Source organism: Sphingomonas lacusdianchii (assembly GCF_022664395.1).
In the GTDB taxonomy this organism is placed as follows: Bacteria; Pseudomonadota; Alphaproteobacteria; order Sphingomonadales; family Sphingomonadaceae; genus Sphingomonas; species Sphingomonas lacusdianchii.
This window is the reverse complement of record NZ_JAKRET010000001.1, coordinates 378,868-400,579: the sequence shown is the minus strand read 5'-3', so window position 1 is coordinate 400,579 and position 21,712 is coordinate 378,868. Positions and strand designations below refer to the sequence as shown.

Genomic DNA, 21,712 nt, shown 5'->3' with positions numbered 1-21,712 from the left:
CCATGGATGAAGAAATAGCCTCAGGGATTATGCATGGCTCGCACCGGGCAGTTCCCGCCACCCCCTATTTAGCGATCCTGCGGCACTTCCTCAAGGGTCGCTGCAACCGTTTCGAGTCGCTCGGCAATTTGCGTGAGCACCGCTGCCGACAGTCCCGCCGCCGGATTCTCCTCACGTTCGGCCAGCTCGTCGGCGACCATCAGCGCGATGTACAGCAGCGTGCGTTCCGCCGATCCGCCCGCCGCCCGCTGTGCGGCGGCGGCGTGGCGTTCGAGCATCGCCCCCAGCGCGCGCAGCTTCGGCTCCTCGCCATCGCGGCAACCGACCTGATATTCGCGTCCGGCGACGCTCAGCGCGATCTGACCCATCAGTCGGCATCCGCTTCGCGTGCGATCACCGAATCCAGCGCGCCGATCGCATCGCCGATCCGCGACCGCAGCGCGGCATGGCGGGTGGCGAGCGTGTGGTTCTCGAACGCCCGCGATTGCGCCGCGCGTTCGATCCGCACCAGCGCATGTTCGATCCGCGCAATGGCATCGGCATGGGGGGCGTCGTTCATCGGATAAATCTCCGCTTGCTATACATGTTAAACAACCCTTCGTCTGGGCGGTTGACTGCGGGCCGCGACGGTTCCAAAGGCTCGCGCGAACCTTAGGACTCTGGCGCCCAACAGGAGTGCGCGTGACCATATCCCAGCTCGAACTCGCCAACGCCATCCGCGTTTTGTCGATGGACGCGGTCGAGGCCGCCAATTCCGGTCATCCGGGCATGCCGATGGGCATGGCCGATGTCGCCACCGTCCTGTGGTCGAACTATCTGAAATTCGATCCGACCGATCCGGACTGGGCCGATCGCGACCGCTTCGTGCTGTCGGCGGGCCATGGATCGATGCTGATCTATTCGCTCCTCCATCTGACCGGCTATGCCCGGCCGACGATCGACGACATCGCCGCCTTCCGCAAGCTCGGCAGCCCGTGCGCCGGCCACCCGGAGAATTTCGAGCTGCCCGGCATCGAATGCACCACCGGCCCGCTGGGGCAGGGGCTGGCGATGGCGGTCGGCATGGCGACTGCCGAGCGGCACCTCAACACCGTGTTCGGCGATGCTCTGGTCGACCATCGCACCTGGGTGATCGCCGGCGACGGCTGCCTGATGGAGGGCATCAACCACGAAGCGATCGGCCTAGCCGGACATCTGAAGCTCGGCCGCCTGAACGTGCTGTGGGACGATAACCGCATCACCATCGACGGGTCGACCGACCTGTCGACCAGCGAGGACGTCGCCGCCCGTTATGCCGCGACCGGCTGGCACGTCGTTGCCTGTGACGGCCACGACTTCGCCGATATCGATCGCGCGCTCGCCGAAGCCGCCGCCGATCCGCGCCCGTCGCTGGTCCGCTGCCGCACCGTCATCGGCAAGGGCGCGCCGAACAAGGGCGGCAGCCACAAGGTCCATGGCTCGCCGCTCGGCGCCGAGGAAATCCTCGCCACCCGCGCCGCTCTGCTATGGGAGCATGAGGCGTTCCACCTGCCCGAAGCGCTGACCGATGCGTGGAAGGCGATCGGTGCCCGGGGCGGTGCGGTTCGCGCCGAATGGCAGGATCGCCTTTCGGCCCATGCCGACCGCGCCGAATTCGAACGCCGCATGGCCAACAAACTGCCCGAGGGCTGGTCACTCAAGGCCCATATCGACGCGCTGCTCGCCGAGCCGAAGAAGATCGCGACCCGCGTCGCATCGTCGCTGGCGCTCGAAGCGATCAACGCCTCGCTGCCCGAGACGATCGGCGGCTCGGCCGACCTGACCCCGTCGAACAATACCCAGACCAAGGCGCAGGTCGCGCTCACCGCCCAAGACTATTCGGGCCGCTACATCCACTACGGCATCCGCGAATTCGGCATGTCGGCGGCGATGAACGGCATGGCGCTGCACGGCGGCGTGCTCGCTTATGGCGGTACCTTCCTGGTCTTTGCCGACTATGCCCGTCCGGCGATCCGCCTCTCGGCGCTGCAGAATGCCGGCGTCGTCTATGTGATGACGCATGATTCGATCGGTCTGGGCGAGGACGGCCCGACCCACCAGCCGATCGAGCATGTGATGAGCCTGCGCCTGATCCCCGGCCTCGACGTCTATCGTCCCGCCGATGCGGTCGAGACGGCGGAATGCTGGGAACTGGCGGTGCAACGCCGCGACGGTCCGTCGCTGCTCGCGCTGTCGCGCCAGAATCTGCCGCAGGTCCGCACCGATGCGGCCGAGAACCGCAGCGCGCGCGGTGCCTATCGCCTGAAGGGTGCCGATGCCGACCGCCGCGTCATCCTGCTTGCGACCGGTTCGGAGGTCGAGATCGCGCTCGGCGTCGCGGCGAAGCTGGAGGGGCAGGGGATCGGCGCCGATGTCGTGTCGATGCCGTGCTGGTCGCGCTTCGATGCGCAGGACGCCGCCTATCGTGAGGACGTCCTGCCGCACGCCCGCCCCGACGAGATCCTGCGCGTCTCGATCGAGGCAGGTACGACGGTCGGCTGGGAACGCTATACGATGGTCGACGGCCTGCGCTTCGGCATCGACCGGTTCGGGGCGTCGGCCCCGGCCGACAAGCTCTACGAATATTTCGGCCTGACCACCGATGCCATCACCGCGAAGGTGCTGGCGCGGCTCGGACATTGAGGGAGACGCGGATATGACGAAAGTAGCGATCAACGGTTTCGGGCGCATCGGGCGCCTGGTGGCGCGCGCGATCCTCGAACGGCCCGACAGCGGCCTCGAACTGGTCACGATCAACGACCTTGCCGATGCCAAGTCGAATGCATGGCTGTTCAGCCGCGACTCGGTCCATGGCAAATATCCGGGCGACGTGTCGGCCGAGGGTGACGATCTGGTCATCGACGGCAAGCGCATCCGCGTCACCGCCGAGCGCGATCCGGCGAACCTGCCGCATAAGGAACTGGGCGTCGAACTGGTCCTCGAATGCACCGGCTTCTTCACCGACCGCACCTCGTGCCAGAAGCATATCGATGCCGGTGCGAGGCGCGTACTGATCTCGGCACCCGGCAAGAATGTCGACCTGACCGTCGTCTACGGCGTCAACCACGACAAGCTGGAGGCCGGCCACACGATCGTGTCGAACGCGTCGTGCACGACCAACTGCCTCGCGCCGGTTGCCAAGGTGCTGAACGATTCGATCGGCATCGAACGTGGCCTGATGACCACGATCCACGCCTATACCAACGATCAGAAGATCCTCGACCAGATCCACCCCGATCTGCGTCGCGCCCGTGCCGCTGCGATGTCGATGATCCCGACCACCACCGGCGCCGCCCGCGCGGTCGGTGAAGTGCTGCCCGAACTGAAGGGCAAGCTCGACGGTTCGGCGGTCCGCGTCCCCGTGCCGGACGGCAGCCTCGTCGACCTGACCTTCACGCCCAAGCGCGACACGACCAAGGACGAGGTGAACTCGATCCTGAAGGCGGCGTCGGAATCGGGCCCGCTCAAGGGCGTGCTGGTCTATTCGGAGGACCCGCTGGTCTCGATCGACATCGTCCACACTCCCGCATCGTCGACCGTCGACAGTCTCGAGACCGCCGTGCTCGACGGTAAGCTGGTCCGCGTCGTGTCGTGGTACGACAATGAATGGGGCTTCTCGAACCGCATGGTCGACACCGCGACCGCGATGGCGAAGCTGGGCTGACCCGATGGCGGGCGGTATCCTGAAGGGCATCGCCCGCCACGCCTTTTCGCGCGGGCCGATCGAGCTGGTGCAGACGGTGCGCGTCACCGTCGAAACCGGTCTCGACGGCGATTTCCGCGGCGCGCTCAAACCCGGCCGCAACAACCGGCAGGTGTCGCTGATGGAAGTCGGCGACTGGGCGCAGGCGATGCGCGAGGTCGGCCACGACCTGCCATGGTGGGAACGCCGCGCGAACCTGCTTGTCGAGGATTTCGACCTGCCGCAGACGCGTGGGAGCCTCGTGCGCGTCGGCCCGGTGCTGCTCGAAATCACCAAGGAATGCGATCCGTGCAGTCGCATGGAGACTATTGTCGAGGGGTTGCGCGGCGCGCTGATCCCCGACTGGCGCGGCGGCGCGCTGGCGCGGGTGATCGAGGGCGGCCAGATCAGCGTCGGCGACCGGATAACTATCGAAAACAACGCCCCCGTTCGTGCTGAGTAGGGACTGAGCTTGTCGAAGGCCCGTATCGAAGCATCGGTTCGGCGCGATGGCTCCTTCAGGACGGCCGGGGGACCATCAGGGGAACTGACATGAGCCGTAATTTCAAGACGCTCGACGACATGGGCGACCTCACCGGCAAGCGCGTGCTGGTCCGCGAGGATCTGAACGTGCCGATGGCCGATGGCGCCGTCACCGACGACACTCGCCTGCGCGCCACCATTGGCACCGTCACCGACCTCGCGGATCGCGGCGCGATCGTCCTGATTCTCGCCCATTTCGGCCGTCCCAAGGGGCAACCCAACCCGACCATGTCGCTGGCCCCGGTCACCAAGCCGCTGTCGGACGTGCTCGGCCGCGAGGTTCGCTTCGTCGACTGGACCGGCGCTGCCGAAGCGGTGCGGATGATGCAGCCGGGTGACATCGCCGTGCTGGAGAATACGCGCTTCTTCGCGGGCGAGGAGAAGAACGACCCGCAACTGGTTGAAACCATGGCCGCGCTCGGCGACTATTATGTCAACGACGCTTTCTCTGCCGCGCATCGTGCACATGCCTCGACCGAGGGGCTGGCGCACAAGCTTCCCGCTTTTGCCGGCCGGCAGATGGAGGCCGAACTCGACGCACTCGACAAGGCGCTCGGCAACCCGCAGCATCCGGTCGCGGCGGTCGTCGGCGGGGCGAAGGTGTCGTCGAAGCTCGACGTGCTGAAGCATCTGGTCGGGCAGGTCGATCACCTGATCATCGGCGGCGGCATGGCCAACACCTTCCTCGCCGCGCGCGGCGTCGATGTCGGCAAGTCGCTGTGCGAGCATGAACTGACCGACACGGCGGACGAAATCTTCGCGGCGGCGGAAAAGGCCGGCTGCACCATCCATCTGCCCTATGACGTCGTCGTCGCGACCGAATTCAAGCCGAACCCGGCGACCCGCACCGTCAACGTCCATGAAGTCGCCGCCGACGAAATGATCCTCGACGTCGGCCCCGCCGCGACCGAGGCGCTGGGCGATGTGCTCAAGAACTGCCGGACTCTGGTGTGGAACGGGCCGATGGGCGCCTTCGAAACCCCGCCCTTCGACGTCGCCACCGTCGCGCTCGCCCGGACCGCGGCGGCGCTGACCGCCGACGGGTCGCTGGTATCGGTCGCCGGCGGCGGCGATACCGTCGCGGCGCTCAACCAGGCCGGCGTCGCCGACCAGTTCAGCTTCGTCTCGACCGCCGGCGGCGCGTTCCTCGAATGGATGGAGGGCAAGGAACTGCCCGGCGTCGCCGCACTGGCACGCTGATCCTGTCGGCAGCACGTCGCCCGGTATCGATGCCGGGCGACGTACTGGTTCACGCGAAGGCGCGAAGGCGCAAAGAAGAAAAAGATAAGAGGTTTCGCGCGGAGGCGCGGAGGCGCAGAGAATGTCGTCCTCGCCGCGCCAGCGGTGCTCAATCGGCTCGCTGCCGAATGCATGAAGGTCTCGCTGACGCGAGACGGCGCTACAAACGCAACTTCTCCGCGCCTCTGCGCCTCTGCGCGAACCAATTCTTCTCTTTGCGCCTTTGCGCCTTCGCGTGAAACCGACTTCTTCTTCTGAAACACCCATGCCGCAACAACCCGCTTGATCCTAACCCCAACCCAAGCTACCCGTTCAACACGTTAAACGGGAGGTGGCACCGGGTGCTAGGCGTACGACTCGATACCGAGCTGGAGGAGCGACTGGCCAATGTCGCTCGCTCGCAGGGACGCTCGAAGAGCGACATCGCCCGCGATGCCGTGCGCCGTTACGTCGAACTCCACGACGAAGCCTTTCGCGCCGAAGCCCGCCGCCAGTCCGAACGCGCCGCCGCCCGCGACGACGGCGCCGACTGGGCGTTTTTCGATCGCGTCGAGGCGGAGGACGGCCGGTGGAGATAAGGCGCGGCATGATCGTGCTGGTCGAAGGACCCGAGGCACTGGCCAACAAGCGCCGGCCCTTTCTGGTCGTGCAATCCGATTTGTTCAACGAAGCGCACGCCTCGGTCACGCTGATCCCGATGACCAGCCTGACCGGTGGCGAGACGCTGTTCCGCGTACCCTTCGCCCCCTCCGACACGACCGGCATCTCGGTCGAGAGCGAAGCGCAGGTCGACAAGATCAAGACGCTCCGCCGCAGCCGCATCGTCCGCGTGCTCGGTCAAGCGACTGCAACATCGATGGAGCAGGTGGATCAGGCGCTGCGGCGCTGGCTCGCGCTCTGATTTCTTTCCGAACCTAAGGGGAACGCCCATGAACACCGCTGACATGACTGCGAAGATTGCCGACGGACAGGGTTTCATCGCCGCGCTCGACCAGAGCGGCGGGTCGACGCCGAAGGCGCTGAAGGGCTATGGCGTCGAGGACGGCGCATGGTCGACCGATGAGGAAATGTTCGGCCTGATCCATGACATGCGCGCCCGGATCATCACCTCCGACGCCTTCACCGGGGACAAGGTGATCGGCGCGATCCTGTTCGAACGCACGATGGACGGGCAGGCGGGCGGCAAGCCGGTGCCCCAGGCGCTGGCCGACAAGGGCGTCGTCCCGTTCCTCAAGATCGACAAGGGTCTCGAGGACGAAGCGAACGGCGTGCAGCTGATGAAGCCGAACCCCGGCCTCGACGAACTGCTCGCCCGCGCCGCAAAGCTCGGCATCTTCGGTACCAAGGAACGCTCGGTCATCAACCTTGCGAATGCAGAGGGCATTGCAGCGGTCGTGAAGCAGCAGTTCGAGGTGGCGCAGCAGGTCCTCGCCGCCGGCCTGATGCCGATCATCGAACCGGAAGTGAACATCAAGAGCCCCGAGCGGGCCGAGGCCGACCAGATCCTGCTCGACGAGACGCTGAAGGCGCTCGATGCGCTGCCGGGCGATGACAAGGTGATGCTGAAACTGTCGCTGCCGGCCAAGCCTGGCCTGTTCCAGCCTTTGGTCGACCATCCGCGCGTGCTGCGCGTCGTCGCGCTGTCGGGCGGGTTCGGCCGCACCGAAGCCTGCGCCGAACTGGCCAAGAACCCCGGCATCATCGCTAGCTTCAGCCGCGCGCTGCTGTCCGACCTGCGCCAGCAGATGACCGGCGCCGAGTTCGACAAGGCTTTGGGCGACGCGATCGACGAAATTCACGCCGCCTCGACGCAGAAGGCGCTGGTCGCGGCGTAACGCTTTCCTACCGCCTGCGGGGCATGGCAAAAGGGCATCGGGCGTTTGCGCGTCCGGTGCTTTTTGTCATTGGTGGGTGAAGCCGGCGGCAGAGGAGTTCGTCCTCCTCGGGTCGACGAGCTGCCAGTCACTCGCAACTGTGCGTGCAAAAACGCGGCAAGTGTGAACTTAGTGAACTTTGGGGTCCGCACACCCTTCCACCGACCGCTGCACTGGGGCAGGGAGGGTCCATGACCCTCGACGAAGATCCGCTCGGCCCGCTGTCCCCCGATTTCGCGAAGCAGTTCGTCCGCGACGTGCGCCGTCCGCCGTGCCAGCTCTATCTGATCTCGCCGCTCGACGTGACCGGGACCTTCCCCGACCGCCTTGCCCGCGCGCTCGATGCCGGCCCCGTCGCCGCTTTCCAGTTCCGGGTGAAGGACGTCGACCAGCACGCCGCCGCGCGTCTGGCCGAACCGCTCCAGCGCATCTGCGCCGACCGCGACGTCGCCTTCCTCGTCAATGACAGCATCAGCCTTGCCAAGCGGCTCGGCGCCGATGGCGTCCATCTCGGGCAGGAGGATGGTGACCCGCGCGAGGCGCGCGACGTGCTCGGTCCGAACGCCCAGATCGGCGTGACCGCGCACGACAGCCGTCACCTTGCCATGGAAGCGGGGGAGGCCGGGGCCGATTATGTCGCCTTCGGTGCCTTCTATCCCACCACCACCAAGGAAGTGCGCCACGTTCCTGAACCGGTGATCCTGTCATGGTGGTCGGCCGTGTTCGAACTGCCCTGCGTCGCGATCGGCGGCATCACGCCCGCCAATGCCGCGCCGCTCATCGCAGCCGGTGCCGACTTCCTCGCGGTATCGGGTGCGGTGTGGAACGGCGACGAAGCCGCCGCCGTCCGCGCCTTTGCGGAAGTGCTCGGATAGTCGGAAACGTCTTTGCCGGCCGTTCGTTATCCAGCCTCAACGAATTCGAGGAGGGGTCATGAAGCGACTGGCATGGGCGGCGATTCTGTTGGGTGGCGCGGCGATGGCACAGGCGCCCGCGCCCGCACCACAGACGCTGCCGGCGATCGACCGGAATGTCCTGCATGCGCAGGTGCTGCTCGATCGCCATGGCTTCACCGTCGGGGTGATCGACGGTCGCGACAGCCCCGCCTTCGCCAAGGCGTTGCGCGGGTTCCAGTCGGCGCGCGACCTGCCCGTCACCGGCAAGCTCGACCCGGCGACCGTCCGCGCGCTCAATCCCAACATGCGCCCGGCTACCGTGACGCTGACCCTGTCCGACCGCGCGCTCGCCGGGCCTTACACCAACCCGATTCCGAAGGATTATGCCGAACAGGCGAAGCTGACGGTGATCGGCTATCGCTCGCCGCTCGAAAAGCTGGCGGAGATGTTCCACACCACGCCCGCCACGCTGGTCGCGCTGAACAGTCGCGAGACGATGCTCAGCCCCGGCACCCGCGTCGTCTTCCCCAACGTCCTGCCCGCATCGCGCAGCTATGCCGATACCTGGTCGCCCGAATATCGTCAGACGCTGGCCAATCTGAACATTGATGCGAATCAGCAGCAGGCCGACCGGGTCGTGGTCGACAAGTCGGAGGGCTGGCTGCGCGCCTATGCCGGCGACCGCATCCTCGCCCAGTTCCCGGCGACGATGGGTTCGTCGCACGATCCCCTGCCGATCGGCAAATGGACGATACAGGGCGTCGCCCCCAATCCCGACTGGCAATATAATCCCGCGATCCTGCGCCATGCCGACAAGTCGGACAGCAAGGAGATCGTGCCGCCAGGCCCGAACAATCCGGTCGGCGTCGTCTGGATCGATCTGTCAAAGGAGCATTACGGCGTCCACGGCACGCCCGAGCCGGAGAATATCGGCAAGACCGAAAGCAATGGCTGCATCCGCCTGACCAACTGGGACGCCGCCCGCCTGTCGCTGATGGTCAAGCCGGGCACGCCGGCGATCTTCCAGCCATAGGGCAGGGGCGATGAACCGGATCGGCTGGACCTTTCTCGGCCTGTTCGCGGTGATCGGCGCACTGGCGGCCTGGCTGGTCGACTTCGGCGGATCGGCAGCACCACGCCGATCCGCGCAGCAGGTGCGCCCGGCCGAACAGCTTGCGGCGGGCGGACTGGTAATGCCGGTACAGGGCGCGCGCTGGTCCGATATCCGCGATAGCTGGGGCGACAGCCGCGGCGGTGGATCGCGCGGCCATACCGGAACCGACATCATGGCACCGGGCGGCACGCCGGTCGTCGCAGCGGCGGACGGGGTGGTCGAAAAACTGTTCTACAGCGACGGCGGCGGCGGGATCACCGCCTATGTCCGCGCGCCCGACCGGCGGCTGTCCTATTACTACGCCCACCTCGCCGGCTATGCGCCCGGTCTGCGCGAAGGGGGCCGGGTGCAGGCGGGCGATCCGATCGGCCGGGTCGGCGACACCGGCAATGCCGGCGCCGGCAACACCCATCTCCATTTCGGGATCGAACGGCTGCTACCCGACGAGGCATGGCATCAGGGGCGGGCGATTGACCCCTATCCGCTGCTTGCCCGCGGCCGGGCGGAGCGGTAAGGGCGCAGCTTCGCTCTTTCCAACAGGTATAGTTCGTCATGAAGATCAGCGGCGTCGACATTCGCCCCGGCAACATCATCGAATATGAAGGCGGCATCTGGCGCGCGGTCAAGATCCAGCATACGCAGCCGGGCAAGGGCGGCGCCTATATGCAGGTCGAGATGAAGAACCTGCGCGACGGCCGCAAGAACAATGTCCGCTTCCGCTCGGCCGAGACGGTCGAGCGCATCCGGCTGGATACCAAGGACTTCCAGTTCCTGTATCCCGAAGGCGACATGCTGGTGTTCATGGACAAGGAAACCTACGACCAGGTATCGCTGCCGCGCGACCTGCTGGGCGATGCCGCCGCCTTCCTGCAGGACGGCATGGACGTCGTCATGGAACTCTATGAAGACGAAGCGATCAGCGTCCAGTTGCCCGACACGATCGAGGCGACGATCGTCGAGGCCGATGCGGTGGTGAAGGGCCAGACGGCGTCGTCGTCGTACAAGCCCGCCATGCTCGACAACGGCGTCCGCGTAATGGTCCCGCCGCATATCGCTTCGGGGACGCGCATTGTGGTCGATGTGTATGAGCAGACCTACGTCCGGCGGGCGGATTAAGCCGAGCGGCCGGACGAAATAGCGAACGCTATTTCGCCAGGCCGCCGGCTCGGCCGGCGCGCGTAGCTGCGACCGACGGCACGGGCTTTGCCCGTGTCGCTGCAATGAAGTCATAGGAAGTCCAACATGTCCGCCCAGTCCGGCCTCATCACCGTCCTCGAACGCGCCGTCCGCAAGACCGGCCCGCGCCTGCGCCGCGACTTCGGCGAGGTCCAGCATCTGCAGGTCAGCCGCAAGGGGCCGGCCGACTTCGTGTCGATGGCCGACAAGCGCGCCGAGGAAACGCTGGTTGAGGAACTGCGCAAGGCGCGTCCCGACTGGGGCATGTTGCTGGAGGAAGGTGGCGAGATCGCCGGCGATCCGACCAAGCCGCGCTGGATCGTCGATCCGCTCGACGGCACGACCAACTTCCTCCACGGCATCCCGCATTTCTCGATCTCGGTCGCGGTCGAGGAACGGAACGGCGTCGGCGGCAAGCCCGAGATCACGACCGCGATGGTGTATAATCCGATCACCGACGAAGGCTTCTGGGCCGAAAAGGGCCGGGGCGCGTGGTTGCAGGGCCAGCGGCTGCGCGTGTCGTCACGGCGCGATCTATCGGAAGCGCTGATCGCGACCGGCATTCCATTCCTCGGTCACGGCAACTTTAGCGAGTGGACCCGCATCTTCGGCGCGGTCGCGCCCGAGGTTGCCGGCATCCGCCGCTTCGGTTCGGCGGCCCTCGATCTCGCCTATGTCGCAGCCGGCCGGTTCGACGGCTTCTGGGAATCGGGCCTGAAGAAGTGGGATATCGCGGCGGGCATGTTGCTGGTGAAGGAAGCCGGCGGCTTCGTCACCGACTATCGCGGCGCCGACCGCGCCTATGAAAAGGGTGAGGTGCTGGCCAGCAACGAACAGATGCAGACCCGTCTGCACAAGCTGGTCGCCGGCGCGCTGCGCTGATCCGATAAGCATCGCGCCGGGCTGGTTGGCCCGGCGGAAAATACCACGGCAGGGCCTTTGCGCGACGATCGTGCAGAGGTCCGCCGTTGCACATGCCCGGCGCTGGCGGAATTGAGAGTGATTCTTATCCTGTTCCGCCCTTGATGCCCCCGCGGCATCGGCCTAAAGCCGGCTCCATTCATACCGCAACCGCGAGAGACCCTGCCTTGGTCGACCTGTCGCAATATCTGCCGATCCTGATGTTCCTGGGGATAGCCCTGGTGCTGTCGACGGCGTTCGTCGTGCTGCCGATGGTGGCATCGCGTTTCACCGGTTCGTACAAGCCGACGCCGGAAAAGCTGACCGAATATGAATGCGGTTTCCCCGCGTTCGAGGATTCGCGCAGCCAGTATGACGTGCGTTTCTATCTGGTCGCGATCCTGTTCATCATCTTCGACCTCGAAGCGGCGTTCCTATATCCTTGGGCAGTCTCGGTGTTCGACCTTGGCTGGACCGCGTGGGTGTCGATGATGGTGTTCATCGGCGAACTGGCGCTGGGTCTTGTATATGCTTGGAAGATGGGAGCTCTCGAATGGGAGTAGAACTCACGACGCCGCCGCACGGATTCGGCGCGGGTAACGCCGCCGGCGTGCCGGTACAGGCGCCCGATCAGGGCTTCTTCAACGACCTGAACGGCGAACTGACCGACAAGGGCTTTCTGGTCACCTCGACCGAAGACCTGTTCCAATGGGCGCGGACCGGTTCGCTGTGGTGGATGACCTTCGGGCTCGCCTGCTGCGCAGTCGAGATGATCCACGTCAACATGCCGCGCTACGACATGGAGCGTTTCGGTGCCGCCCCGCGCGCCTCCCCGCGCCAGTCGGACGTGATGATCGTCGCCGGCACGCTGTGCAACAAGATGGCCCCGGCGCTGCGTCGCGTGTACGATCAGATGTCGGAACCGAAATACGTCATCTCGATGGGCAGCTGCGCCAATGGCGGCGGCTATTATCATTATAGCTACAGCGTCGTGCGTGGTTGCGATCGCGTGGTGCCGGTCGACATCTATGTCCCGGGTTGCCCGCCAACCGCCGAAGCCTTGCTCTATGGCGTGATGCAGTTGCAGCGGAAGATTCGCCGTTCGGGGAGCATCGAACGGTGAGGGCGCCCGCACCCCGTTACGCCACGAATGACGGCATCATTGATGTGGCGACTGCTGCGCTGGGCGACATGCTGCTCGATGCGCAGGACAAGGTCGGCGAGGTTTCGCTGACCGTCGATCGCGACCGTCTGGTCATCGCGATGGAGGCGCTGCGCGACACACCGGGCCTGAAGTATGAGATGTTGGCGGAAATTGCCGGCGTCGACTATCCCGAGCGGCCCGAGCGGTTCGACGTCGTCTATCATCTGCTGTCGATGACCCGGAACCATCGCATCCGCGTGCGCGTGACGACCGATGAGGAACGGCCGGTGCCGTCGGTGACGGGCATCTGGTACAATGCCGGCTGGCTCGAGCGCGAGGTGTACGACATGTACGGCGTGCTGTTCACCGGCAATGCCGACCTGCGGCGCATCCTGACCGACTATGGCTTTCGCGGCCATCCGCTGCGCAAGGACTTCCCGCTGACCGGCTATGTCGAGATGCGCTATTCGGAAGAAGCCAAGCGCGTCGTTTACGAACCGGTCAAGCTGGCGCAGGATTTCCGCACCTTCGATTTCATGAGCCCCTGGGAAGGCGCCGAATATGTCCTGCCGGGTGACGAGAAGGCCGCGCAGCCCAAGCCCGCTGCGGGACAGGCACCGGGTGCGCAGTCGCCGGTGACTGCCGATCAGGTCACCCGCGCGCATGATTCGGAAAAGAAGGCCGAACCGAACGCGCCCGAGGTGAAGACGACCGAACACACCGGACAGACCGGCGCGGGCAAGCCGCACCCCGGCAACCTGTCGCATGAGAAGCCGGTTGATCCCGACGTGCCCTCGCCCGATGCGAAGGCTTCGTCGGCGGAGAACAAGTGATGGCCGATTACGATCCTCAGATCGACGCCGCGAACCCGACACCGGGCGATGTCGAGATCCAGAACTATACGATCAATTTCGGCCCGCAGCACCCGGCCGCGCACGGCGTGTTGCGCCTTGTCACCGAACTGGACGGCGAGATCATCGAACGCATCGATCCGCATGTCGGCCTGTTGCATCGCGGCACCGAGAAGCTGATCGAGTACAAGACGTACGCGCAGGCGCTGCCGTATATGGATCGGCTCGATTACTGCTCGCCGCTGTGCATGGAGCATAGCTATGTGCTGGCGGTCGAGAAGTTGCTCGATATCGAAGTGCCGTTGCGCGCCCAGTATCTGCGGGTGTTCTTTGCGGAGCTGACGCGCATCTGCAATCACATGCTGAACCTCGGTTCGCACGTGATGGATGTCGGCGCGATGACGCCGAACCTGTGGATGTTCGAGATCCGCGAAGATTGTATGGGCTTTTTCGAGCGCATGTCGGGCGCGCGGATGCACCATAATTATCTGCGGCCGGGTGGCGTTCATCAGGACGTGCCGCTCAAGCTACTGACCGACATCGCCGAATGGCTCGACACCCGTCTGCCGCGCCTGTTCGGGGATGCGATCAGCCTGGTGGCGGAGAACCGCATCTTCAAACAGCGCAACGTCGATATCGCCATCGTCAGCCGCGAGGATGCGGTGCGCTGGGGCTTCTCGGGTCCGATGATCCGCGGTGCGGGCATCCCGTGGGACATTCGCAAGGCGCAGCCCTACGATGCCTATGACCGCGTCGAGTTCGACGTTCCGGTCGGCACGCGTGGCGACTGCTATGACCGCTTCATGGTCCGCGTCGAGGAAGTGTGGCAATCGGCCCGCATCATGAAACAGTGTCTGGCGCAGATGCCCGAGGGTCCGATCGCCAGCGACGACCGCAAGGTCGTGCCGCCCAAGCGCGCCGAGATGAAGCAGTCGATGGAAGCGCTGATCCATCACTTCAAGCTGTATACCGAAGGCTATCATGTGCCCGCCGGCGAGGTCTATGTGGCGACCGAAAGCCCCAAGGGGGAGTTCGGCATCTACATGGTATCGGACGGCAGCAACAAGCCGTACCGCGTGAAGATCCGCCCGACGGCGTTCAGCCATCTCCAGGCGATGGACTTCATGTCGAAGGGGCATATGCTCGCCGACATCACCGCGATCCTGGGGGCGATGGACATCGTGTTCGGGGAGTGTGACCGGTGAGCCGTCTCGACACCGTGACGGCGATGATCGAGCGCTACAATGCGCGCGATGCGGCGGGTTATGCCGCTTTCTTCGCCGATGACGGCTGCGAGGCGCAGTATCGCGGCGACGTGGTGCGTGACGGACGTGCCGGCGTGGAAAGCGGGATGGCGGCGGTCTTCGCCGAATTTCCGCAGAATCATGCGGAAATCCTGCAATCGTTCGAACTGGGCGATCGTGTCGTGCTGCACGAAAGAGTCCAACGCTCGACCAATGCCGCTCCGTTCGACGTAATGACCATCTATTCGTTCAGCGGCGACAAGGTCAGCCGCGTGGAGTTTATTCGCTGATGGCCGATGCCCCCAACATCCCCGACGAAGCGGAAGTCCGCGCGCGCTGGGGTAACTTCGCATGGAATTCTGCGAACGCCGAAAAGGCGCGTGAGATCGTCGCGCGCTATCCCGAAGGACGGCAGCAGTCGTGCACCATCCCGTTCCTCGATCTTGCCCAGCGGCAGGTTGGGGCGGAGACGCATACCCAGGGTTGGCTGCCGGTGCCGGTGATCGAATTCGTCGCGCGCGAACTCGGGCTTCCCTATATGCGGGTGTACGAGGTCGCGACCTTCTACACGATGTTCAACCTCGCGCCGGTCGGCCGCTATCATGTGCAGGTCTGCGGCACGACGCCGTGTATGCTACGCGGTTCGGACGACGTGTTTGCGGCGTGCAAGAACCGCGGGCTGGTGAAGGGCAAGACCACGCCCGACGGCCTGTTCACGCTGACCGAGGTCGAGTGCATGGGCAATTGCGCCTCAGCGCCGATGGTCCAGATCAACGACGACAATTACGAAGATCTCGACTATGATCGCATGACCGTGATCCTTGAGGCATTGGGCAAGGGCGAAACGCCGAAGCCCGGCACGCAGGAACCGGGTCGTCATACGGTCGAGCCGGTCGGTGAGCCGACCAATCTGGTTGCCATGATGACAGACAACCATGATTACCGGCCCGAATGGGGCACGGCATCGTGAGGGCGCTTGGCAGCCTGTTGATCGCGGTGCTGGTCGGGATCGTCGTGTTGTGGATCGCGCTCGAATTGTTCGTCGGCGCACTGAAACTGCTCGGCATCGCGATCGGGATCGCGGCAATGGTTGCCGTTTATTTTGTCGCCGAGAAGGCGATCGGGAAGGGACGATAAGGATGCTGGCCGACAAGGATCGCATCTTCACCAACGTGTACGGGTTCCAGCCTTGGAACCTCGATGCCGCCGTGATGCGCGGCGATTGGGACAATACCAAAGCGCTGTTGCAGCTTGGTCCCGACACGATCATCGACCGGATCAAGGCATCGGGCCTGCGCGGGCGCGGCGGGGCAGGCTTCCCGACCGGGACGAAATGGTCGTTCATGCCGAAGGCGCCCAAGCCCGACCGGCCGAACTTCCTGGTCATCAACGCCGATGAATCCGAACCGGGTTCGTGCAAGGACCGCGAGATCATCCGGCATGATCCACACAAGCTGATCGAAGGCGCGCTGGTCGCGGGTTTCGCGATGCGCGCGCGCGCGGCCTATATCTACATTCGCGGCGAATATATTCGCGAGGCAGAAACGCTGTTCGCGGCGATCGCTGAAGCCTATGCCAAGGGTCTGCTCGGCAAGAACGCCTGCGGTTCGGGCTATGACTTCGACGTCTTCGCGCACCGTGGCGCTGGTGCCTATATCTGCGGCGAAGAAACCGCGATGCTCGAAAGCCTCGAGGGCAAGAAGGGCCAGCCGCGGCTCAAGCCGCCGTTCCCGGCGGGTGCGGGGCTTTATGGCTGCCCGACGACGGTCAACAACGTCGAGTCGATCGCGGTCGTGCCGACGATCCTGCGCCGCAGCCCCGAATGGTTCGCCAGCTTCGGCGCGGAGAATAACCGCGGGACCAAGCTGTTCCAGATCAGCGGGCATGTGAACCGTCCCTGCGTGGTCGAGGAAGCGATGAGCATCCCGTTTCGCGAACTGATCGAAAAGCATTGCGGCGGTATCCGCGGTGGCTGGGACAACCTTCTGTGCGTCATTCCCGGTGGATCGTCGGTGCCGTTGGTCAAGGCCGAGCATATCATCGACGCGCCGATGGATTTCGACGGGCTGAAGGCGGTCGGATCGGGCCTCGGCACCGCGGCGGTGATTGTGATGGACAAGTCGACCGACGTCGTCCGCGCGATCAGCCGACTGAGCTACTTCTACAAGCATGAGAGCTGCGGCCAATGCACGCCGTGCCGCGAAGGCACGGGCTGGATGTGGCGGGTGATGGAACGGCTGCGCACGGGCGACGCCGACATTTCCGAAATCGACATGCTGCAACAGGTGACCAAGCAGGTCGAAGGCCATACCATCTGCGCGCTCGGCGACGCGGCGGCGTGGCCGATCCAGGGCCTCATCAAGAACTTCCGTCCGGAAATCGAACGGCGGATCAACGAGAAGCGCGGCGGCGGCATGTCGCCCATGATGGAAGCGGCCGAATAATGCCGAAGGTAAAAGTAGACGGGATCGAGGTCGAGGTGCCGCAGGGCGCCACTGTCCTTCAGGCGTGCGAAGCGGCGGGGAAGGAAATTCCGCGTTTCTGCTATCACGAACGGCTGTCGATCGCCGGCAATTGCCGGATGTGTCTGGTCGAGGTGAAGCCGGGGCCGCCCAAGCCGCAGGCATCGTGCGCGCTGCCCGCCGCCGACAATCAGGAGATCCGCACCGACAGCGCGATGGTGAAGGCCGCGCGCGAGGGCGTGATGGAGTTTCTGCTCATCAACCACCCGCTCGACTGTCCGATCTGCGATCAGGGCGGCGAATGCGACCTGCAGGACCAGTCGATCGCTTATGGTCGCGGCACGTCGCGCTATGACGAGAACAAGCGCGCCGTCACCGAGAAATATATGGGGCCGATCGTCAAGACGGTCATGACCCGCTGCATTCAATGCACGCGCTGTATCCGCTTTGCGGAAGAGGTCGCGGGCGTGGAGGAAATCGGCGCGATCTATCGCGGCGAGAATATGCAGATCACCTCCTACCTCGAACAGGCGGTAACGAGCGAGCTGTCGGGCAATGTCGTCGATCTGTGCCCGGTCGGTGCGCTGACGTCGAAGCCCTATGCATTCGAAGCGCGTCCGTGGGAGCTGAAGAAGACGCTGGCCATCGACGTGATGGACGCGGTCGGCACCAATATCCGCCTCGACAGCCGTGGCCGGCAGGTCTTGCGCTGCGTCCCGCGCATCAATGAGGACGTGAACGAGGAATGGGCGCACGACAAAACGCGCCATGCGGTCGATGGTCTCGTTCGTCGCCGTCTGGACAAGCCCTATGTCCGGAAGGACGGAAGGTTGGTCGCAGTTGAATGGGACGATGCCTTTGCGGCGATCGCGGCGGTCAATGCGGGTTCGTCCGTTGCGGCGATCGCGGGGGACCTGCTCGATTGCGAAACGATGTTCGCTGCCAAGGCGCTGGTGAACGCGCTCGGCTCGTCGTTGCTCGAAGGGCGGCAGACGGGCATGGATTACGACGTCACCAATCTCGGCGCGGTCGCGTTCAATTCGACGATCGCCGGCGTCGAAGATGCCGATGCGATCCTCCTGGTTGGCACCGACCTGCGGCACGAAGCGCCGCTCATCAACACCCGCGTCCGCAAGGCAATCAAGAAGGGCGCGCGCGTCTTCGCGATCGGGCCGGAGGTCGATCTGACCTACAAGGCGGAATGGCTGGGTAACGATATGGGTCTGCTTGGCGGTCTGCCTGACCGCGCGGCCGAGGCGATGGATGCGGCCAAGCGGCCGATGGTCATCGTCGGTCCGGCGGCGCTCAAGAATGGCCATGGCGCTGCGTTGAAGCTTGCCAAGGACGGCAGTCTAGTCCGTACGCTGGAGGACGGCACGACGTGGAACGGCTTCAACGTCGTCCATCTCGCCGCCGCCCGGATGGGCGCGTTGATGCTGGGCTATGCGCAGTCGGGCGGGATCGCCGATATCCTCGCTGCGAACCCCAAGCTGGTGTTTTTCCTCGGTGCCGACGAAGTCGATTTCACCAAGTTCGCGGGCGCGACCAAGGTCTATATCGGCCATCATGGCGACAAAGGCGCGGCGGCAGCGGACATCGTGCTGCCGGGTGCGAGCTATGCCGAAAAGGCGGGCACCTATGTCAACATGGAAGGCCGCGTGCAGCGCGGCGACCGCGCCGTATTCCCGCCGGGCGACGCCCGCGAGGACTGGACGATCTTCCGGGCGCTGGCGGAAGTGCTGGGCGTGACGTTGCCGTTCGACGATTTCGCCGGCGTGCGTGCGGCGATGGCGGCGGCGGTTCCCGAACTCGGTCGCGAAGGACTGGTGCGGTTTGACTGGAACCCGCCGGCACTCGACGCTAAGGCGTCGGGCACGGTGACCTATCCGGTGACCGACTTCTACCTGACCAACGCGATCTGCCGGGCGAGCCCGACGATGCAGCGTTGTTCGGCCGAACTTGTCCATGGCCAGGATTTCGCGGAGGCCGCCGAGTGACCTCGTTCTTCGAAACTACCGTCGGTCTGCCCTATGGCTGGGCGTGGACCGTCGCCACGCTGGTCGGCATATTGGTCATTGCACTGCCGCTGATGTTGGCGGTGGCGATGATCATCTATGCCGATCGCAAGATCTGGGCGGCGATGGCGCTGCGTCGTGGTCCGAACGTCGTCGGTCCCCTCGGCCTGCTTCAGTCGTTCGCCGATGGTCTGAAGGTGTTCCTTCAGGAAACCATCGTGCCGTCCTCGGCCAATCGCGGTCTGTTCCTGCTCGCGCCGATCATCACCTTCACCGTGGCGCTGATCGTTTGGGCGGTAATTCCGTTCGACGTCGGCGTGGTTGTGGCGGATATCAATGTCGGCCTGCTCTATATCCTCGCGGCGTCGTCGCTGGGCGTGTATGGCGTGATCATCTCGGGCTGGGCCTCGAACTCGAAATATCCCTTCTATTCGGCGTTGCGTGCGGCCGCGCAGATGGTCAGCTACGAGGTCGCGATCGGTTTCGTCCTGATTGCGGTGGTGCTGTGGGCGGGGTCGTTCAATCTGACGACTATCGTGCTCGAACAGCGTGCGCATATTTTCGGGTTCATCAACGGCTTCGGTTTCAATCCGCTGCTTTTCCCGATGGCCGTCGTCTTCCTGATCTCCTCGCTTGCCGAAACCGCGCGTGCACCGTTCGATCTGACCGAAGCGGAATCGGAACTGGTTGCGGGCTATCAGACCGAATATTCGTCGATGGCGTTCGCGCTGTTCTGGCTTGGCGAATATGCCAACGTTATCCTGATGTGTGCGCTCAACGCGCTGTTGTTCTGGGGTGGCTGGCTGCCGCCGGTTGACTGGGCGCCGCTTTATTTCGTGCCTGGCATCATCTGGTTCCTCGCCAAGACGTTCTTCTTCTTCTTCGTGTTCAGCTGGATCAAGGCGACAGTGCCGCGGTACCGCTATGATCAGCTGATGCGGCTGGGCTGGAAGATCTTTCTTCCGCTGTCGCTGACCTTTGTTTTCCTCGTCTCGGGCTGGCTGATGCTCCAGCGCGTGGGAGTGCCTGCATGAGTATCGCCCAGACCATCCGATCGTTCACGCTGTGGGAGTTCGTGAAGGCGCACGCGCTGACGCTGCGGTACTTCTTCAAGCCCAAGGCGACGATCAACTATCCGTACGAAAAGAACCCGCTGAGCCCACGCTTCCGCGGCGAACACGCGCTTCGTCGCTATCCCAGTGGGGAGGAGCGTTGCATTGCGTGCAAGCTGTGCGAAGCGGTCTGTCCTGCGCTGGCGATCACCATCGAGGCCGAACCGCGCGAGGACGGCAGCCGCCGCACGACGCGCTACGACATCGATATGACCAAGTGCATCTATTGCGGCCTGTGTCAGGAAGCTTGCCCGGTCGATGCGATCGTTGAGGGGCCGAATTTCGAATTTGCCACTGAAACGCGCGAAGAGCTGATCTACCACAAGGACAAGCTGCTCGCGAATGGTGACCGCTGGGAACGCGCGATTGCCGCGAACCTTGCGAGCGACGCGCCCTATCGGTAATGGCGCGCATGTTCCGTACCGGCGGAGACGGGAAATCCCGCTGCGCCGGCCAATCGATTAAAGTTTCGTCCCGCAGCATTGCGCGGGGCGGGCAGGGGGAAGAGCAGCGCTCGTGATCCAGACACTCGCCTTCTATCTGTTCGCCACGATCGTGGTGGCATCGGCCGCGCTGACGATCACGTCGCGCAATCCGGTCCATTCGGTGCTGTGGCTGATCCTCGCCTTCTTCAACGCGGCGGGCCTGATGGTCCTGTGCGGTGCGGAATTCATCGCGATGCTGCTCGTCATCGTCTATGTTGGCGCGGTCGCGGTGCTGTTCCTGTTCGTGGTCATGATGCTCGACATCGACTTCACCGAACTGCGCGCCGGTTTCGTCCGCTATCTGCCGGCCGGGCTTGCGCTGGCGGTGCTGCTTGCGGTCGAACTGGTCGTTGGCGCCTATGCCTGGACGGCGGCCCGGATCGATCTCGCCAAGCGGATAGCGCCGACCGACGTCGCGGTGCCGAATATCGAAGCGATCGGGCGGCTGCTCTACTCGCGCTATCTGTACGTGTTCGAAGGTGTCGGATTGGTCCTGCTGGTCGCGATGATCGGTGCGATCGTGTTGACGCAGCGCAAGCGCGCGGACGCCAAGGCGCAGAACATCAACCGCCAGATCAACCGTCGCGCCAAGGATGCGATCCGTAACGTCAATCAGCCCATCGGGCAGGGGGTCGAGCTGTGATCGGTCTTACCCATTATCTGGTCGTCGCGGCGATCCTGTTCACGCTGGGGGTGCTTGGCATCTTCCTGAACCGCAAGAATCTGATCGTTATTCTGATGTCGATCGAACTGATCCTGCTCGCGGTGAACATCAATTTCGTCGCCTTCTCGGCGCAGCTGGGCGACCTCGTCGGCCAGATTTTCGCGATGTTCGTGCTGGCGGTCGCCGCCGGCGAAAGCGCGATCGGGCTGGCGATCATGGTCATCTATTTCCGTGGTCGCGGTTCCATCGCGGTCGACGACGTCAACCGGATGAAGGGGTGATGCCGGTGGCTT

General features: G+C 64.5%; 27 protein-coding genes. 25 read left to right on the top strand and 2 right to left on the bottom strand.

Annotation, left to right across the window (positions count from 1 at the left end; genetic code table 11):
• Positions 1-68: 68 nt before the first annotated feature.
• Positions 69-368 (bottom strand): cell division protein ZapA, encoded by a 300-nt coding sequence (locus MF607_RS01850; RefSeq protein ID WP_242115693.1) that lies wholly within the window; start codon positions 366-368, stop codon positions 69-71.
• On the bottom strand, positions 368-559 hold the full coding sequence (locus MF607_RS01845) for a hypothetical protein (RefSeq protein WP_242115692.1): 192 nt from the start codon (positions 557-559) through the stop codon (positions 368-370). The genes MF607_RS01850 and MF607_RS01845 overlap by 1 nt, the downstream gene beginning before the upstream one ends.
• Positions 560-681: 122 nt before the next feature.
• On the opposite strand from MF607_RS01845, the gene tkt reads away from it, so the two are divergent.
• The 25 genes from tkt (at position 682) to nuoK (ending at position 21,700) form a co-directional block, all read left to right on the top strand.
• A complete protein-coding gene (gene tkt / locus MF607_RS01840) occupies positions 682-2,661 on the top strand; it encodes a transketolase (RefSeq protein ID WP_242115691.1) in 1,980 nt (659 codons plus the stop codon).
• 13 nt (positions 2,662-2,674) lie between these two features.
• Positions 2,675-3,682 (top strand): type I glyceraldehyde-3-phosphate dehydrogenase, encoded by a 1,008-nt coding sequence (gene gap, locus MF607_RS01835; RefSeq protein WP_242115690.1) that lies wholly within the window; start codon positions 2,675-2,677, stop codon positions 3,680-3,682.
• Between the two features lie 4 nt (positions 3,683-3,686).
• Positions 3,687-4,163, top strand: a complete 477-nt coding sequence (locus MF607_RS01830) for an MOSC domain-containing protein (RefSeq protein WP_242115689.1) — start codon at positions 3,687-3,689, stop codon at positions 4,161-4,163.
• A gap of 89 nt (positions 4,164-4,252) precedes the next feature.
• Positions 4,253-5,443, top strand: a complete 1,191-nt coding sequence (locus MF607_RS01825; RefSeq protein WP_242115688.1) for a phosphoglycerate kinase — start codon at positions 4,253-4,255, stop codon at positions 5,441-5,443.
• Positions 5,444-5,823: 380 nt separating this feature from the next.
• Positions 5,824-6,060 carry a ribbon-helix-helix protein, CopG family gene (locus tag MF607_RS01820; RefSeq protein WP_055755878.1) on the top strand — a complete coding sequence of 79 codons (237 nt, stop codon included), beginning with the start codon at positions 5,824-5,826 and terminating at the stop codon, positions 6,058-6,060.
• Between the two features lie 8 nt (positions 6,061-6,068).
• On the top strand, positions 6,069-6,383 hold the full coding sequence (locus tag MF607_RS01815) for a type II toxin-antitoxin system PemK/MazF family toxin (protein ID WP_200913147.1): 315 nt from the start codon (positions 6,069-6,071) through the stop codon (positions 6,381-6,383).
• A 28-nt stretch (positions 6,384-6,411) separates the two neighbouring features.
• Positions 6,412-7,317, top strand: coding sequence for a fructose bisphosphate aldolase (locus MF607_RS01810; protein ID WP_242115687.1), 906 nt, complete (start codon positions 6,412-6,414; stop codon positions 7,315-7,317).
• A 230-nt stretch (positions 7,318-7,547) separates the two neighbouring features.
• Positions 7,548-8,231: a thiamine phosphate synthase gene (thiE, locus tag MF607_RS01805; protein WP_242115686.1), complete on the top strand. Its 684-nt coding sequence runs from the start codon at positions 7,548-7,550 to the stop codon at positions 8,229-8,231.
• A 58-nt stretch (positions 8,232-8,289) separates the two neighbouring features.
• Positions 8,290-9,285, top strand: a complete 996-nt coding sequence (locus MF607_RS01800) for a L,D-transpeptidase family protein (protein ID WP_242115685.1) — start codon at positions 8,290-8,292, stop codon at positions 9,283-9,285.
• A gap of 10 nt (positions 9,286-9,295) precedes the next feature.
• Positions 9,296-9,880 (top strand): M23 family metallopeptidase, encoded by a 585-nt coding sequence (locus tag MF607_RS01795; RefSeq protein WP_242115684.1) that lies wholly within the window; start codon positions 9,296-9,298, stop codon positions 9,878-9,880.
• 38 nt (positions 9,881-9,918) lie between these two features.
• Positions 9,919-10,482: an elongation factor P gene (efp, locus tag MF607_RS01790; protein WP_242115683.1), complete on the top strand. Its 564-nt coding sequence runs from the start codon at positions 9,919-9,921 to the stop codon at positions 10,480-10,482.
• Positions 10,483-10,608: 126 nt separating this feature from the next.
• On the top strand, positions 10,609-11,424 hold the full coding sequence (locus MF607_RS01785) for an inositol monophosphatase family protein (RefSeq protein WP_242115682.1): 816 nt from the start codon (positions 10,609-10,611) through the stop codon (positions 11,422-11,424).
• Positions 11,425-11,630: 206 nt separating this feature from the next.
• Positions 11,631-12,005, top strand: a complete 375-nt coding sequence (locus MF607_RS01780) for an NADH-quinone oxidoreductase subunit A (protein WP_056400661.1) — start codon at positions 11,631-11,633, stop codon at positions 12,003-12,005.
• Positions 11,996-12,565, top strand: a complete 570-nt coding sequence (locus MF607_RS01775) for a NuoB/complex I 20 kDa subunit family protein (RefSeq protein ID WP_055755898.1) — start codon at positions 11,996-11,998, stop codon at positions 12,563-12,565. Before MF607_RS01780 ends, MF607_RS01775 begins: the two co-directional genes overlap by 10 nt.
• Positions 12,562-13,419 (top strand): NADH-quinone oxidoreductase subunit C, encoded by an 858-nt coding sequence (locus MF607_RS01770; RefSeq protein WP_242115681.1) that lies wholly within the window; start codon positions 12,562-12,564, stop codon positions 13,417-13,419. Before MF607_RS01775 ends, MF607_RS01770 begins: the two co-directional genes overlap by 4 nt.
• Positions 13,419-14,642, top strand: coding sequence for an NADH-quinone oxidoreductase subunit D (locus MF607_RS01765; RefSeq protein WP_242115680.1), 1,224 nt, complete (start codon positions 13,419-13,421; stop codon positions 14,640-14,642). The genes MF607_RS01770 and MF607_RS01765 overlap by 1 nt, the downstream gene beginning before the upstream one ends.
• Positions 14,639-14,971: a nuclear transport factor 2 family protein gene (locus MF607_RS01760; protein ID WP_242115679.1), complete on the top strand. Its 333-nt coding sequence runs from the start codon at positions 14,639-14,641 to the stop codon at positions 14,969-14,971. Before MF607_RS01765 ends, MF607_RS01760 begins: the two co-directional genes overlap by 4 nt.
• Positions 14,971-15,651, top strand: a complete 681-nt coding sequence (locus MF607_RS01755) for a complex I 24 kDa subunit family protein (RefSeq protein WP_242115678.1) — start codon at positions 14,971-14,973, stop codon at positions 15,649-15,651. Before MF607_RS01760 ends, MF607_RS01755 begins: the two co-directional genes overlap by 1 nt.
• Positions 15,648-15,818 carry a hypothetical protein gene (locus MF607_RS01750; protein ID WP_242115677.1) on the top strand — a complete coding sequence of 57 codons (171 nt, stop codon included), beginning with the start codon at positions 15,648-15,650 and terminating at the stop codon, positions 15,816-15,818. Before MF607_RS01755 ends, MF607_RS01750 begins: the two co-directional genes overlap by 4 nt.
• A gap of 2 nt (positions 15,819-15,820) precedes the next feature.
• Positions 15,821-17,125, top strand: a complete 1,305-nt coding sequence (gene nuoF, locus MF607_RS01745) for an NADH-quinone oxidoreductase subunit NuoF (protein WP_056452184.1) — start codon at positions 15,821-15,823, stop codon at positions 17,123-17,125.
• Positions 17,125-19,140: an NADH-quinone oxidoreductase subunit NuoG gene (gene nuoG / locus MF607_RS01740; protein WP_242115676.1), complete on the top strand. Its 2,016-nt coding sequence runs from the start codon at positions 17,125-17,127 to the stop codon at positions 19,138-19,140. Before nuoF ends, nuoG begins: the two co-directional genes overlap by 1 nt.
• The gene (nuoH, locus tag MF607_RS01735) at positions 19,137-20,192 is read left to right on the top strand and encodes an NADH-quinone oxidoreductase subunit NuoH (protein WP_242115675.1); all 1,056 of its coding nucleotides are present in this window, start codon (positions 19,137-19,139) and stop codon (positions 20,190-20,192) included. Before nuoG ends, nuoH begins: the two co-directional genes overlap by 4 nt.
• Complete coding sequence (gene nuoI, locus MF607_RS01730) at positions 20,189-20,674, top strand: NADH-quinone oxidoreductase subunit NuoI (RefSeq protein ID WP_242115674.1); 486 nt, start codon at positions 20,189-20,191, stop codon at positions 20,672-20,674. Before nuoH ends, nuoI begins: the two co-directional genes overlap by 4 nt.
• A 112-nt stretch (positions 20,675-20,786) precedes the next feature.
• Positions 20,787-21,398, top strand: a complete 612-nt coding sequence (locus tag MF607_RS01725) for an NADH-quinone oxidoreductase subunit J (RefSeq protein WP_242115673.1) — start codon at positions 20,787-20,789, stop codon at positions 21,396-21,398.
• Positions 21,395-21,700 carry an NADH-quinone oxidoreductase subunit NuoK gene (nuoK, locus tag MF607_RS01720; RefSeq protein WP_055755914.1) on the top strand — a complete coding sequence of 102 codons (306 nt, stop codon included), beginning with the start codon at positions 21,395-21,397 and terminating at the stop codon, positions 21,698-21,700. Before MF607_RS01725 ends, nuoK begins: the two co-directional genes overlap by 4 nt.
• Positions 21,701-21,712 lie beyond the last annotated feature (12 nt).